Genomic DNA, 14723 nt, shown 5'->3' on the forward strand with positions numbered 1-14723 from the left:
TTCTGAAGATACTAATCTTCAATCGTGATATAGAGCAGATAATTATTTTATCTGCTTTTTTTGTTTTAATGACCAGATCATATTTTAATGGCAGATGACAAATTTTGTTGTCGTTATTGATGTTTATTTCCATTCCTGTTTCTGGCTTTTTATTTATTAGTAAATATTTCTTTTATCAGTGACCTAGGATATTGCATTTCCTTTTTTAGCAGCATTATCATACCTTTTACTATATATCTTTCCTAAAATTTATCCCAATAGAATATAGCAGATCTCAGGTTTATTAAAATTTTCCACATTATAATTTAACATGATTCATTTATTAATTTTATTTAATAAAATATATTTTTGTAATGTTTGGTTTTTTAAAATCAATTTTATTTTAATCATTTTTGAGTGATGTTTTTGTGTCCGTGAGTTTTCATAATTGAGTTCGTGGCTTTGCAACATAAATTGTATTTGTAATATTTATATTATAATATATCTATTTAAAATGAGTAATAAATTTAATTATGTTGCTACTTGGTTGTTTATAATGTATTATTTATTGTATTTTTGTAATATAACCATTTTAAGGACCAAAGATTTAATGTACACAATAACAAATCAGCTTCATAAAATAGGCTTTAGCATCAATCTGCTAAGTGATATTCTTAAACGAAATAATTATCAGAGAGAATTTAATACTTTAGATTATTACTGTATTTTTATAGTAACCGGTGATTTCAGAATTAAAGTAGCAGACAAGATGTATGATGTACAGGCAGGTAATTCTGTTTTTATAGCTGCCCTCAGAAGGATGTCGAGTTTGGCGATGTACGGAATAATGAGGTTTATGTGATTGCTTTTTCGTCAGATTTTTATGACCGGTCTACCAAAGACAGTATCTTTTTAAACTCCCAGGTTTTTTTCAATTATCAGTCAGAAATTTTCATTGCGCCCTATTTTGGAAATATCGAATACAATCACATTATGTTAATCGATAGATTATCGAATTTTAAAGATAGAAACGAAAGCCTTTATATTTCTGCAGCTCATAATGCTATAGAAGCTCTGATACTGGATGCCTTTTTGCACATTGGCTGCCCGCAGGCGGAAAATGATGAAAGATTAATGTTTGTCTCTCATGTTAACAGATTTAAGATTTTGCTTCAGCGAGATTTTAAGCATGCCAAAAAAGTTTCGTATTATGCAGATGAGCTTAAAATATCTCCAAGACGACTGACTGAAATGACTGAGTATGTATATGGGAAATCTGCCAAGCAAATTATTATTGAAAAAATAAAGCTTGAATGCGAAAAAGCAATAAAATATTCAAATTCTACACTGTCTGAAATAGCTTATGAAATGGGATTCAATGATGAAGGTAATTTTAGCAATTTCGTAAAAAAGCATACAGGCAAAAAACCATCAGAAATGAGATTGATGTTAGTGTAAAGGATTGTAAAATTGTAAAAATCTTACAGAATGCCCGTTTTTTTTATTTGAATTCAAATTATTCCAATAAAATTTCAGATATTTTTTTAAATAAAAGCTATGCTATGAATAGTTTATTGCAAATTATGATATTAAATAAAATAGTCCATAATTTTCATTTTATTAATTATTTGGTTTTCGTAACTGTTTCTTAATATAATATGTTTATTGTTTTGGTTTTATGGATGTTAATCATATAATTTTCTAATATTAACTGACTTTTACACGTTTGTTAATTTTCACAAAATATATGTGTTTTTTTACAATTGCTTCTGTTCAAAACTGAGTAATTTTGCAGCCAGAAACTTAGTAGAAACAATAACAACATTTTTTTAATGAAACAATTCATTCTTAGCTCCATAGCAATATTGGGCTTCACAACATTAAGCGCTCAAAATGTAACACTTAACGTACGTCTTAAGCCAATTCAAACACTAGTTGTAAACAATGCTCAAAAAATTGTTAACCTAGATTACGTAACTAAAGATGACTATGCAAATGGTGTAACTTCAGTAAACGCAGATCATTTGAATGTCTTCAGTACTGGAGGTTTTCAGGTAAAAGTAAAAAGTGCCAACGCAGCAATGCAAAACGGAGGTAAAAATATTCAGGCAAACACCATTCAGATTAAAGCAACTGCTGGTTCTGAAGCGGTAACAGGAGCTCAATATTCTCAAAACGTGCAGTTATCAGCTAACGAATCTACATTGGTAACATCTACAAATGGTGGAGTAAACAAAAAAATCAGCATCGAGTATAAAGGTTCTGGTGCCAATGCATATTTAGATAATTATATTGCAGGTCAAGATCCTACAGTATATACTACAGAGCTTACCTATACAATCGTAAGTCAGTAAGAATTATCTGATCCAAATTATGAAGTGTCACGATAACTGTGGCACTTTTTTTATTTTTTAACCGTTTCCTATGAATAAAATTTCGTTATTATTTTATTTTTTAGCCATACAATTGAGTGCACAGACCGGTATTTCTGTATCTCCGCCCAGAATTTATTTTGATACTTCTGCCGGAAGCAGCGGCACACAGAAAATAACCATCACCAATGTAAGCGCAAAAAATTCTTTAGATCTTGCCGTGAGTCTTGGAGACTGGGAATATGATGGAGTAGGAGAAAACATCATGCACCCTGCAAATAGTTTGAAAAACTCTTGTGCAAGCTGGGTTTCCGTAAAAAAAACCGATAATTATTTTTCCCTCGCTCCCGGCGAAAGAAAGGAACTGGATGTTACCCTTACCGTTCCCGGTGTTGCAAAAGATAATCTTTCTTCACATACTGCATTGCTTTATGTGAGTCAGATGAATCCTGTTGACGATGTTGATACCAAGGGTGCAAATATAAAAGTAAGCATCCGTTCGGGAATAAAGATTTTTCATAAATCCACAGATGCTGTTATCAAAAAAATAGAAATCGAAAATCTGAAGTTTGATCAATCTAAAAATAGTTTGGCTCTGCAATTTCAAAATCAGTCAGCAATTTGGGTAGACGGAAAAATCTCAACAGAGATTATTAACACCACTACCGGAGAAAAATTTTCTGTAGAAGATGTTATATTTTATACATTAGCGGGTGATTCCCGAAAAGTAAATTTACCAATCGTAAAAACAATGGCTAAAGGTTCTTATAGTGCTTCTGTGATGATTGATTATGGTGATTCTTCAGCTTTGGAGATTGCCGAATTAAATTTCAATTATGAATAAACTATTTATTTTTATATTCTTATTCATTGGTGCTGTAACTCAGGCTCAGATTTCTTTTACATCCTGGACGAACAGTTACATGCAGATTGATTCTTATAACGGAAATACAAACCCTGATGCCTACACGGTTACTTTTGCAGCAAACGGAAATTTAAATATACCTAATTGGAGGCTCTCTGCAAGATTAAAACAAAATATTACCTCTGCCAACGGTCAGCTTACCATTCCTGCAAACAAAATAGCTTTTCAGCCCATCTCATCAACAGGGCAGTCTTATCCGAATCCTATTCCTTCAATTTCACAAATAGGAGTTCCTTTAAACGTAATATTGCAAAACAATAACGAAGTTTTTTTAGTTCCTCAATCCAACGCACCTTTATATAATATGCCGGCTCAGCCGAATGGTTATTATAATCTTCAGTTGAAATTTGCCATTACGGTTATTGGCGGTTCATATCTTGGAAGTTTTCCTGCCTGGACCAAATTTACTGCACCAATAGAATTTACAGCCTACGATCAGAATAATTCAGTTATCGGGAAAATGAGTCATACCTTTCAGTTTCAGATAGGCAGTATTACCGGTACGCCGCCTGCCGCTGAAGAAATGTCATTAAAAATCAATATGAACGCAGCTAATGGTATTCTGGAATTCAAAAGTATGCAGGACTATAACAACGGCACAAGTGTAACGTATTCCAACGGGCTTGCTGTGACGAGCAATAGTAATTATCAGATCAGAGTAAGGTCTCTTCAAAATGAGCTGATCTCAGCAAACGGAAATACAATTCCTGTAGGAGTAATTCATCTTGTTTTATCACCTCTCAATACCGGCAGTCAGACAGTATTTCCTGTTACGTTGAGTGTTGCTAATCAGACTTTAGCTCAGGCAACCACTTCGCAATACACATCTTACAGCTATGATATTAAGTATTTTACGGCTCCGCAGGATGAGCGTCTGATCAATGCCAAACCTGAAGACTATTCTACCACTTTGCAATATGAAATTGTACCACAATAAAATCTGTAATGTATTTTTTCAAATCTAAACTGTTATTCAGCCTTGTTTTCTTTTTTTGCTTAAACAGTTTTTTTTATGCTCAAAACGTTGATTCTAATGTTGTTCTTGATGTCGAAAATAATTTGACTTCACAAAAATCACGGTTGATGAATTTAGTGGTTACGGTCAAGAATTTAAAACCAGAAACTTTCAAAGGTAAGCTACAGTTTGTGTCTCCGAAAGGATTCAAAAATATCAATGGAGAAGATCTGCAGATTGAGTTGGCTCCAAATGAGATCAGATACATCCCTGTAAAAATTATCATTGATGAGGGTGCTGTAGCAGGAACTTCGGTTATCACTACAAAATTATTCAATCAGGCAGATATTTTAATTGCCCAGAAAAATACTGAACACATGATTGAGGTAGATGCAAGTCTTCTCATCAATCCTTTGTCAACTACAATTTACAGATCTTCAGATCAAGAACCTATAACGGTTAAAATAAGAGTTGCAAACACCGGAAACGTCGATCAGGATATAACTTTAGTATGCAAATTTCCCGATCCTTCAGATTCCAATATATTTTTTGAGCAGAATGCAGTGATTTCACCTAAAAAAGATTCTGTTTTCATCTTCACCCATTTACCTTCAAAAAGCTTAGCGAGACAGTCTAATTTTATTGTTAGCATTTCAGGTTTCCGAAATCCTGATAAAGAAATATTTGGTTCCACCACAATAGGAGTACAGAATATATCGAGCAACCAAAAGTATCAGAATCCTGATTTATATAATTTTGTTGAAGAAACTAAAAATCAGATCACAACAAGTTACAGGAAAGTAGGAAAAGATGTAGATATTTTTCAGATTATAGGCTCTGGCGGAGTCAATTTATCTGCAGGATATGTTTTTATGAGAGGAAATATAGCTTTTTTGAATAGTCAACAAGATCCTTTGGTTACCAATACCAATGTTGTGTTTCGTCAGGGAGGAAATGAATATATCGTAGGAAGCGTAAATAAACTCCTTGATATGACGCTTGTCGGAAGAGGAGTAGAATACAGTTACACATTTTCTAAACATCAAAAGATTGAAGTAGGTTTTGTAGATCAGAATTTTAATCTCACAGAAAAAAACAGCTGGCTCAAAAACGGATACGGCTTTTTTACCAAAGGAACTTTACAGTCTAACAACAGCTCACGCAATATTTCAGCAACATATATTTACCGCTATGATCCCTTTGAAAAAGTAAAACACAGCGTTTTGGGAACTGAAGCAAATTATGACTTTAACGAGTTATGGAGGCTGAATGCAAAGCTGAATGCAGGAATAAGTTCTTACGAATCTAAAAATTTTAGTAAACCGTCATTTTCTGCAGAATCTAATTATTCGGGTAAGCTTAGTAATTTTTATCTCAACGGAAATTATTTTTACAGTTCTGATTATTATCCCGGGAACAGAAGAGGAAGTATGCTGATACAGCAGAATATTACGACGCAGATAAAAGAACAGAATCTTCATGCAAATTTTACCATATCAGATTTTTCACCAAAATTTTATTTTTTTAACAGAGAGCAACTTTCGCAAAACAAAAGGCTGGAAATAGGCAACAGATTTCCCAAACTGAAAGATTTCACTCTGAGTTTATTGTATCAATACCAAGATGAAAGCTCAAACAGTTATAACACTTTTTTGGGCAACTTAGACGATAGAGGGATTAAGCACATAACAGCACATCGTATTATAGAACAATTGTCCTGGGTGAACGCTCCGACAAGACAGACCATTGTGTTGGGAGTTGAGACAGGATTGGTAGAATATCCTATGTCTGAAAGCAAACAATTTCAGATGAAACTCAATGCCAATTACAGTTTTAAAAAGTTCAATGTCAACTCAATTTATCAGTCCGGAAGTTATTATTTATCCGAATACGCATTTTCTGCATTTCTCGGAGAATTTAATTATAAAAAAACAACATTCTCATTTTTCTATAACGACAACTTTATAAAAGATAAAATTACCTTCAGTGCCGGAGTTTCTTACATCAATGATACCGTCTACGGTGAGTCGCCCTCGGCATTTATCAATTCAAAATACAACGGTAAAAATTTCAGTGCTTTTTTAAATTCTTCCTGGTACAATTATTCTTCAGCTAATATCAAGACGAATATTATGACTTTTGAAGTAGGAGTGAGTTTGAATTTGCGGAAAAATGTTTTGGATCCGTCTAAGAAATCAGTCATCAAGGCATTTGCTTTTTATGATAGCAACGGAAATAATCTTTATGATGAAGGTGAAAAGCCTGCGGATGCATATATTCTCAATATCAATAGTATTGCATTAAAGACCAATAATACTGGTGAAGCCTCATACAGAAGTGTACCGTTTGGAAAATATCTTTTAAAGCAATTTATCCAGCAGGGATGGTATTATGATGAGTTAGAATTTAGTGTAGACCGCTATACGTACAACCTTAGTGTTCCGCTGCATCAGAATGGCTCAGTCAAGGGGAAAGTATCGTTTGATTACAATATAAAAAAAGCGGTAGAGTTTGAACGCCGAGGTTCAGCAATTTCATTCAGTGTTTTAAGAGAAGAGCAGGTTATTCAAAAATTTTACACAAACGAAGAAGGTGATTTTAATTCTTTTCTGCCTACCGGAGAATACACAGTGACCTTAAATGAAAATTCTTTACCCACAAATACTTTTTGTGAAGTGAAAAGCCAGAAAATAAAAGTTGCAGCCGGAAAAATAACGGTTTTGCAGGATTTCATTATCAGTGTGAAAGAGAAAAAAATCAATACAAAAAAGTTTGGGAATTAAAATTCATATCATTTAATCTTGTCTTTGGCGATACAATCTGAGAAAACAACTGGATAATTTAGGTTTTTCGGTATCAAAAATTAATATTTTATTTTATTTCTGAATAAAATAAGTATTCTTCAATGTACTTTGTTATCATATTTACTTGTACGGCATCATACATTTTATGTCGTGTTTTTTAAATACATAATAGATTTAAAGTTAGAGATTTGTCATAAAGTTTTCTTTAAAATTACGATAAGCTTATCATATAATATATACTTTATTAATTGTTGAAAATCAGCTTGTAATAGACTGATATTTAAATTGATAATATAATTTTCCATTTTTTTACCAATTGAATTTTTATATTTGTAATGTTGCAAAATGTTACTATAATATGAATCCGGATTTTATACATACTTTCGTTTCTGTTGACTGTGTTGTCTTTGGATTTGATCCCGAGAATAAATTAAATATATTATTGGTTCAGCATCATTTTGATGATTCTCAGGCTGAAATGAAGAAAAGATTACCCGGAAGCTTGATCTTTAATACTGAAGATGTTGACGATGCGGCAAACAGGGTGCTTCACGAGCTTACAGGAATAAAAAAGATGGTCTTAAAGCAGTTTAAATGTTATGCAGATCCTTTGCGGGCAAGTAACCAAAGTGATATACAATGGATGGGCAAAGAATATAAACATAATATTGACAGGATAATTACCGTAGCTTATCTCTCTCTTTGCAAAATAGATCATAAAATTAACAGCAACAAATACAGCAATGTAGATTGGTATCCGATAGATAAAATACCGTCTCTGCCGTTTGATCATAACAGGATTATCGCAGAATCGCTGATAGAAATCAGAAAGTGGATTGAGATCGATTTCTCCATTATTTTTGAACTTCTGCCAAAAAAATTTACAATCAGACAGCTTTATCAACTCTACTGTGCTTTGAGCGAAAAGAAAATTGATATTAAAAATTTTCATAAAAAAGTTTCTTCTTTCAGCTACATCATCCCATTGGATGAGATTGAAAAGAACGTTTCACATCGGGCAGCAAGATATTATAAGTTTGATGCCAAAGTTTTCAAGAAAAATAATTCAAAATTAATCAAATAAACCGTTTCGTTTATGTATTTATTAGGGTACGATATAGGAAGTTCTTCTGTGAAAGTCTGTCTCATTGAAGCATCCAGTGGTAAAGTAATTGCCTCAGATTTTTCTCCGAAAAAAGAGATGAAAATCATAGCGTCTCAACCTGGATGGGCAGAGCAAAATCCTGCTGACTGGTGGACTAATCTGAAACTTGCCCATGAATCTGTAATGCACCACGCAGGAATAGATTCAGAAGATATAAAAGGAATCGGGATCACCTGGCAAATGCACGGATTGATACTGGTAGATAAAGATCAGAATCTTTTGAGACCATCAATCATTTGGTGTGACAGTCGGGCGGTAGAATATGGAGAAAAAGCGTTTAAACAAATTGGAGCTGAAAAATGTCTTTCTCATCTGCTCAATTCTCCGGGAAATTTTACAGCATCAAAATTAGCATGGGTAAAAGATAACGAACCCGAAATTTTTGAAAAAATTGATAAAATAATGCTTCCGGGAGATTATATCGCCATGAAGCTGTCTGGAGAAATAGGCATTACTGTTGAAGGTTTATCTGAAGGGATCTTTTGGGATTTTAAAAATAATTGCATCTCACAGGATGTCATTCAGTACTTTGGAATACCAGAAAGTTTCTTCCCGGAAATTGTTCCTACTTTTGGTATCCAGTCGACGGTTTCAGCTGCAGCAGCCAACGAATTAGGTCTGAAAGAAGGCACACCGATCTCTTACAGAGCAGGAGATCAACCAAATAATGCATTATCATTAAATGTTTTTAATCCAGGAGAAATTGCTTCCACTGCGGGTACTTCAGGAGTTGTCTACGGAGTTTTAGATCAGCTTGATTACGATAAGCTATCCAGGGTTAATACGTTTGCGCATGTTAACCATAGCGAAGAACAGATGAGATTAGGCGTATTGCTGTGCATCAACGGGACAGGAATATTAAATTCTTGGTTGAAGCATAATTTTGCAACGTCACTTTCTTCTTACGGCGATATGAATGAGCTTGCTTCACTTTCACCGATTGGTTCTAAAGGTTTAAGCATTATTCCTTTTGGCAATGGGGCAGAACGTGTTTTAGAAAATAAAGATACACAATGTTCAATTCATGGGATTAATTTTAATATTCATTCAAAAGGTGACGTTCTCCGGGCTGCACAGGAAGCTATTGTTTTCTCTTACGAATATGGTATGAATATTATGAGAGGAATCGGAATGGATATCAACGTCATCCGTGCCGGTAATGCCAATATGTTCTTAAGTTCTTTATTCAGACAATCATTGGCAAGCGTGAGTGGTGCAGTAATCGAGTTATATGATACAGATGGCGCAGTAGGCGCAGCCAGAGCAGCAGGTATGGGGATCGGTTTCTATTCAGACTCTTCCGAAGCATTTGCATCACTGGAAAAAATTTCGGTAATAGAACCGGAATATGACAAAAAAGAGCAGTATACAGAAGCATACTCCAGATGGAAGGATTATCTTAAGAATGAATTAATTTAATATTTTAATGAGGATAAACATTGTTATCTTTGATTTTTAGAATGATAACTCAGTTATTATCTATTATATTTGATGTTTAAAGAGTGATTTTCCCGAAAGAATATAGATGATTTATGAAAGATATTAAGCTGATAGTAACGGATATGGATGGAACATTCCTCAATTCTAAACATGAAGTAAGCCCCGAATTTCCTGCAATTTATGAAGAACTGAAAAGAAGAAATATATTATTTGTACCTGCAAGCGGAAGACAGATGTCGGGCATTACCAAATATTTCGGAGAAATAGAAAATGAAATGGCTTTCATTGCTGAAAACGGTGGCTACATGATTTATAAAAACAAAGAATTGTTCGCAGATAAACTTGAAGAACAATATGTTGAAGAAATCATTAAAACGATAAGAAAAATTTCCGATGCGACAGCCGTGATATCAGGGAAGAAAAAAGCCTATTACGAAGCAAAAAATCAGGATTTTGTAGATTATATTGCCCAGTTTTATACTGGAAATCAGAAAGTAAGTGATCTTACAGAAACTTTGGATGACAGTATTTTCAAAATCGCAGTATATCATCCGGATGGTTCTGAAGAAAATTTATATCCAATCCTAAAACAGTTTGAGAAGTCTAATCTTGAGATAGTAGTTTCGGGTAAAAATTGGCTGGATATTATGAATAAAAACATCAACAAAGGAAATGCACTTGAAAAATTACAGAAAACCCTAAATATTACTCCTCAGCAGACGATGGTTTTCGGTGATTATATGAATGATATCGAAATGCTGCAAAAAGCAGAATATTCTTACGCAATGGAAAATGCGCATCCTTCTGTGAAAAAAGCCGCAAAATATGAAGCTTCCAGCAATAATAAATTTGGAGTTCTTACAACCATAAAAAACTATCTTAACATGAATTAAGATAGTTTTTTTAATATTTTTGATGGAGGTTATATCAGATATTTCTTTAATCCCTCCATAATTCCCTGCCAAAGCATACTGAAAAAACTTCTGTCGGCTTCTCTCTTTTTCTCAATCACGACGTGATCGGGTTCTCCGGTAGATTCATTTTTTACAAACCAGTTGGCAACTTTTGAAAGTAGCTTTCTTTCGTTACCTTTTTTATTCAGAAAATTCACATACATTTCATCGTATTTAAAATAGAAATTTCCTGCAATACCGGCATTGCTTCCATAATAATCAAATTTAAGGTAATCAATATTTCCGTCTAAAGTTACATTCAAATAAGGTCTTACAAAAAGATTGACATTGTCTGCAGGCAACTTCAGAATTTTTCCGTTGATGGTGAATTTATCCTCAAGATTCATCACGTCAAATTTCCAATTCACCTGAGTATCAGCTTTTTCATAGAAAGCAAACCTTGCATCAGCATTAATCGTAGTAGGTCGGCCTTTGATCTTTCCGTTGTTCACGTTGGTGATGTCAATTCCGAATTTGTCAAATGTAAGCTTCCCAGGAATATTACTTTTTTCGGCATTTTCTTCATATTCTAAACCTGAATTTTTTATGGCAACATTTTTTACAAACATCGGCATCTTCATCCCTCGAAGTTTTTTGCTGAAAAGATATCTCGCATCCGTATCATCGGGTGGTGCCAAATCGTGATAAATATTACACTGTAAGCCGTCAATGTCGACTTTACTAATGTCAATTTGTTGATTCTTAAATAGTTTTGAATTAAAATCTGTGATTCCTATTTTTTTAACGGTAATCGTATACAAATCACTCTCTTTAGCAATCACTTTGGTGAATCCTGCTCTCGAATATTTAGGAAGATATTGTAAATCTTTAATTTCAGTCTGTTTTCCTGAATTTTTCAGATGACCAACCTTCAGTGTGTAATATTTTCCTGCATCTAAAAAGACTTTCTGAGCAGCTATAAGATGACTTGAGAAATTGATTGGCAAATCTTTTTTCAATTGTTCATTATTTGAAACAATATTATTTAGCTGAATATCAAATTTACCAACAGCTAATTTTTCTTTTCCTAAACTTGTTTGTGAAATTTTACCATTTGAAATTTTAATAAAACCAAGTTGAGCGTTGAATTCCGGGGTTTCAGATTTTTCTTTTTTCTGTTTCGATTTTTGAATTGCAGAAATTACTTTAATATTTGGAGTTTTGATTTCCAAACCGTCAAATTGAATATTCAGTTTTTGCCCGATGTATTTTGTTTTGTTATTACTGATTTTAATTTCATCCGTAGTCACGTTGAATAAATCTTTATGAGCACTTTTCCCCAAAGCAATCATTTGAAATTTTTCAATAATAATATTTGAATTTCTAGAAGATATTTTTTGAATTTTCAACGCCTGCAGATTGCTGGCTTTAAAATAAATATGATCAGCCTCAATATCATGGTTGGTAAATCTGAAAGGAATTTTTTCTTTTACGGTATTTTTATCAAACACAATATCGGTAAGCTTAAAGTTGAAATTATCAACAGATGCCGTTTTCTCCTTGTTAGCTTGAATTACTGCAATTTTACCTTTCTGAAAGTCGATGTTTTTTAACCCGATTTTCATTTCAACTTCTTTAGGATTTTTATTTTGTTCAACTGTATTTTTCCCCGTTGAAGTTACTTTCAGATCAGGACTTGTAAAAATAATATCAGAAACGATCAAAGAATCTTTGCTGATGTTAAAATCTTTTGCCACAAGACGTTCAGATGCAAAATCAAAAACATTCTTTGCATTGTATTTTTCTGCTTTCCGAATAGGCTGAAGGTGAAATCTTCTGAGATCTAAAGTTTTATTGGCAGCAGTTATTTTTTCTGCATTGATCTGGTAAAATTCATTCACTCCGATATGAACATCATTGGCATCAATTTTAAATTCTTTAAATGCCAACGGAATTTTTGCTTCGTTGTCATTCTGTTCAATATCTTTCAGCCTGATATTGATGTCTTTACCAGTAAAAACGGATTTTCCTTCAGCATTTACAATGTCGGCAAATACATTACTCAGCACTATATTATTGATATGGAGATCAGTTTTTTTTGTAGATTTTTTCTCCTTTTCAGACTTGGGAGCCAATCGGATTTTCACCTTAGAATCTGTAAGCAGAAACTGATCGGCGTGATAAGATTTGCTGAAAACAGCTTTCCAGATACTGAAGTCTGTCAGCTCAACTTTTTTTATATTACCGTCAATCTGAGTAATTTTTTTATCGTTAGGATTTTTAGTCGAAATCTTAAGATCGGTTGCAGAAAAATGTCCGGATATTAAACTAAAATCAAAGTTTTTCAGCTGTAACTTATAAGGTGTTTTTTCATTTACTAAATCAGGCAATTTTCTTTGAAGGTAAAAATTCAGAGCAAAGGGAAAAGCAATAATTAACGCCAAAATTCCTAATGCTATAGAAAGAAACCATTTTTTTCGGTTAGATTTCTTAACGGGCTCGTTTTGTTTCATCAATTTTTTTGTTGAGATTAAGTTAGTTAAACAAAACGTATTCCAATTAATATAAATATGTTTATCAGTATTCAATTATGAATAAATATAATGAAATATTTGCATATTGAAAACTTACATTGAAAAATGGTGAATATTTGATATTATTCGAATAAAAATTTAATTATTTACATATTCATAGCATATAAATCTATTGTTAACATAATGCTGTGATTTTATTATTTTTTTTGTTCTTTTGCAGATTGTTTAAGAAAATCCAAAAATTACATGTCGAAGTTTGATGAGATAAGGTCTTATGATGATGCAGAAGTCAATGATGCGGTGCAATCTATAGTTCGTCATCCTATGATGAAAGCATTGATGGGCTTTACCTTTCCGGATACTGATGAGGAAATTTGGTCATCTCAGTTAAAAGAAACATCATCAATAAAAGATTTTCAGACGAATTTTATTTCGCAAACCATCAGAAAAATATTAGAAATCAGTTCTCAGGGTTTAACGTATTCGGGATTTGATAAGCTGGATCAAAATACTTCCTATCTTTTTATCTCCAATCATAGAGATATTGTTTTAGATACCTCGTTGCTGAATCTGATTTTGCTGGAAAATGGTCATATCATGACTTCTTCTGCAATAGGAGATAATCTTGTTCAGCAGACCTTTCTGCACAAATTGGCAAAGCTTAACCGTAATTTTTTGGTACAAAGAGGTTTGCCATTGCGTGAGCAGCTCAAAAGTTCTAAACTTCTTTCAGAATATATTTGCCAGCTTTTGTCAGACAATCGTTCAGTTTGGATTGCGCAAAGAGAAGGTCGTACAAAAGACGGAAATGATGCAACACAACAGGGAATCCTGAAAATGCTTGCAATGGCAGCCGAAGAAATTCCTTTAAAAGAGTTTTTTAAAAACTTAAGAATTGTTCCTCTTTCAATTTCATACGAATATGATCCTACAGACGTTTTGAAGATGCCTCAGCTTTTGGCAAAACATAATGATACAACTTATGTTAAAACAAAGGATGAAGATTTTAATACAATGATGAGCGGAGTTTTGGGACAGAAAAAACGCATCCATCTTCATGCATGCGATGTTTTAGAATCAGAGTTTGATCATGTATTTACCGAATTTAATCACAGAAACAGGCAATTGCAGGCTATCGCACAAATAATAGATGATTGTATAATTCAGAATTATCACTTGTGGCCTACCAATTACATTGCCTACGATTTGCTTCAGAAAACAGACCAGTTTGCAAACAATTACACTGATAAAGAGAAACAGCTTTTTGAAAGAAGACTCGAAATGCGCATTGATGTATCAGATCATATTTTGAGGGAAGGTTTTTTGGCAATGTATGCTAATCCGGTGATCAATAAAATGAAATATGAAAATCATCATTCGTAATAGAATATCATTATTCTTTTTCTTTTTTAAAGCTTACCACTTCATATAAATCATCCTTGCAATATTTTTTACAGCTCTCATCATCAAATTTTTCCGGATTTTTCATAAAATCTTCAATATACTTATAACTGTCATCGGTATTGGCAGGTGCGATGGTAATATGGTAAAGTTTTAAGATAGATTCGTCAGCAGTTGCAATCGATTCTTCTTTGTGTTTTAAGGCTTCTGTATAATTCATTTTTATAATTTTTATATTTTACTTACAGAACAAAT

At 33.1% G+C, this 14723-nt stretch carries 12 protein-coding genes; 10 read left to right on the plus strand and 2 right to left on the minus strand.

Translation table 11 applies throughout. The features are described 5' to 3' along the window. The first annotated feature begins 589 nt into the window (after nt 1-589). The 9 genes from ACZZZA_RS12350 to ACZZZA_RS12390 all read left to right on the plus strand — a co-directional run bounded on the left by ACZZZA_RS12350 (nt 590) and on the right by ACZZZA_RS12390 (nt 10533). Nucleotides 590-841, plus strand: coding sequence for a hypothetical protein (locus tag ACZZZA_RS12350; protein WP_463432166.1), 252 nt, complete (start codon nt 590-592; stop codon nt 839-841). A gap of 131 nt (nt 842-972) precedes the next feature. Then, nucleotides 973-1437, plus strand: a complete 465-nt coding sequence (locus tag ACZZZA_RS12355; protein ID WP_463432168.1) for a helix-turn-helix domain-containing protein — start codon at nt 973-975, stop codon at nt 1435-1437. A 374-nt stretch (nt 1438-1811) separates the two neighbouring features. Further along, nucleotides 1812-2333 (plus strand): hypothetical protein, encoded by a 522-nt coding sequence (locus ACZZZA_RS12360; RefSeq protein ID WP_463432170.1) that lies wholly within the window; start codon nt 1812-1814, stop codon nt 2331-2333. A 70-nt stretch (nt 2334-2403) separates the two neighbouring features. Next, a complete protein-coding gene (locus tag ACZZZA_RS12365; RefSeq protein ID WP_463432172.1) occupies nt 2404-3195 on the plus strand; it encodes a fimbrial biogenesis chaperone in 792 nt (263 codons plus the stop codon). Beyond that, nucleotides 3188-4213 carry a hypothetical protein gene (locus ACZZZA_RS12370; protein ID WP_463432173.1) on the plus strand — a complete coding sequence of 342 codons (1026 nt, stop codon included), beginning with the start codon at nt 3188-3190 and terminating at the stop codon, nt 4211-4213. The genes ACZZZA_RS12365 and ACZZZA_RS12370 overlap by 8 nt, the downstream gene beginning before the upstream one ends. Before the next feature lie 146 nt (nt 4214-4359). Further along, the gene (locus ACZZZA_RS12375) at nt 4360-7014 is read left to right on the plus strand and encodes a COG1470 family protein (RefSeq protein WP_463432174.1); all 2655 of its coding nucleotides are present in this window, start codon (nt 4360-4362) and stop codon (nt 7012-7014) included. 379 nt (nt 7015-7393) lie between these two features. Then, entirely contained in the window at nt 7394-8119 is a 726-nt protein-coding gene (locus tag ACZZZA_RS12380; RefSeq protein WP_463432175.1) for an NUDIX hydrolase, read from the plus strand. A gap of 12 nt (nt 8120-8131) precedes the next feature. Continuing rightward, nucleotides 8132-9619 carry a xylulokinase gene (locus ACZZZA_RS12385; RefSeq protein ID WP_463432176.1) on the plus strand — a complete coding sequence of 496 codons (1488 nt, stop codon included), beginning with the start codon at nt 8132-8134 and terminating at the stop codon, nt 9617-9619. A gap of 113 nt (nt 9620-9732) precedes the next feature. Beyond that, complete coding sequence (locus tag ACZZZA_RS12390; protein ID WP_463432177.1) at nt 9733-10533, plus strand: Cof-type HAD-IIB family hydrolase; 801 nt, start codon at nt 9733-9735, stop codon at nt 10531-10533. Nucleotides 10534-10562: 29 nt separating this feature from the next. Here ACZZZA_RS12390 and ACZZZA_RS12395 read toward each other — a convergent pair whose 3' ends face one another. Then, complete coding sequence (locus ACZZZA_RS12395; protein WP_463432178.1) at nt 10563-13046, minus strand: AsmA family protein; 2484 nt, start codon at nt 13044-13046, stop codon at nt 10563-10565. A 267-nt stretch (nt 13047-13313) separates the two neighbouring features. Between ACZZZA_RS12395 and ACZZZA_RS12400 the strand changes: the two genes are divergently transcribed. Beyond that, complete coding sequence (locus ACZZZA_RS12400; RefSeq protein ID WP_463432179.1) at nt 13314-14450, plus strand: 1-acyl-sn-glycerol-3-phosphate acyltransferase; 1137 nt, start codon at nt 13314-13316, stop codon at nt 14448-14450. A gap of 10 nt (nt 14451-14460) precedes the next feature. Here ACZZZA_RS12400 and ACZZZA_RS12405 read toward each other — a convergent pair whose 3' ends face one another. Continuing rightward, the gene (locus ACZZZA_RS12405) at nt 14461-14688 is read right to left on the minus strand and encodes a hypothetical protein (RefSeq protein ID WP_463432180.1); all 228 of its coding nucleotides are present in this window, start codon (nt 14686-14688) and stop codon (nt 14461-14463) included. Between the last annotated feature and the right edge of the window lie 35 nt (nt 14689-14723).

The sequence above is a fragment of the Chryseobacterium sp. AC405b genome (genome assembly GCF_979258685.1).

Coding starts and splice junctions, on each gene's coding strand:
- ACZZZA_RS12350 (WP_463432166.1), top strand. CDS start 590: ATGTACACAATAACAAATCAGCTTCATAAAATAGGCTTTAGCATCAAT.
- ACZZZA_RS12355 (WP_463432168.1), top strand. CDS start 973: ATGTTAATCGATAGATTATCGAATTTTAAAGATAGAAACGAAAGCCTT.
- ACZZZA_RS12360 (WP_463432170.1), top strand. CDS start 1,812: ATGAAACAATTCATTCTTAGCTCCATAGCAATATTGGGCTTCACAACA.
- ACZZZA_RS12365 (WP_463432172.1), top strand. CDS start 2,404: ATGAATAAAATTTCGTTATTATTTTATTTTTTAGCCATACAATTGAGT.
- ACZZZA_RS12370 (WP_463432173.1), top strand. CDS start 3,188: ATGAATAAACTATTTATTTTTATATTCTTATTCATTGGTGCTGTAACT.
- ACZZZA_RS12375 (WP_463432174.1), top strand. CDS start 4,360: ATGAATTTAGTGGTTACGGTCAAGAATTTAAAACCAGAAACTTTCAAA.
- ACZZZA_RS12380 (WP_463432175.1), top strand. CDS start 7,394: ATGAATCCGGATTTTATACATACTTTCGTTTCTGTTGACTGTGTTGTC.
- ACZZZA_RS12385 (WP_463432176.1), top strand. CDS start 8,132: ATGTATTTATTAGGGTACGATATAGGAAGTTCTTCTGTGAAAGTCTGT.
- ACZZZA_RS12390 (WP_463432177.1), top strand. CDS start 9,733: ATGAAAGATATTAAGCTGATAGTAACGGATATGGATGGAACATTCCTC.
- ACZZZA_RS12395 (WP_463432178.1), bottom strand. CDS start 13,046: ATGAAACAAAACGAGCCCGTTAAGAAATCTAACCGAAAAAAATGGTTT.
- ACZZZA_RS12400 (WP_463432179.1), top strand. CDS start 13,314: ATGTCGAAGTTTGATGAGATAAGGTCTTATGATGATGCAGAAGTCAAT.
- ACZZZA_RS12405 (WP_463432180.1), bottom strand. CDS start 14,688: ATGAATTATACAGAAGCCTTAAAACACAAAGAAGAATCGATTGCAACT.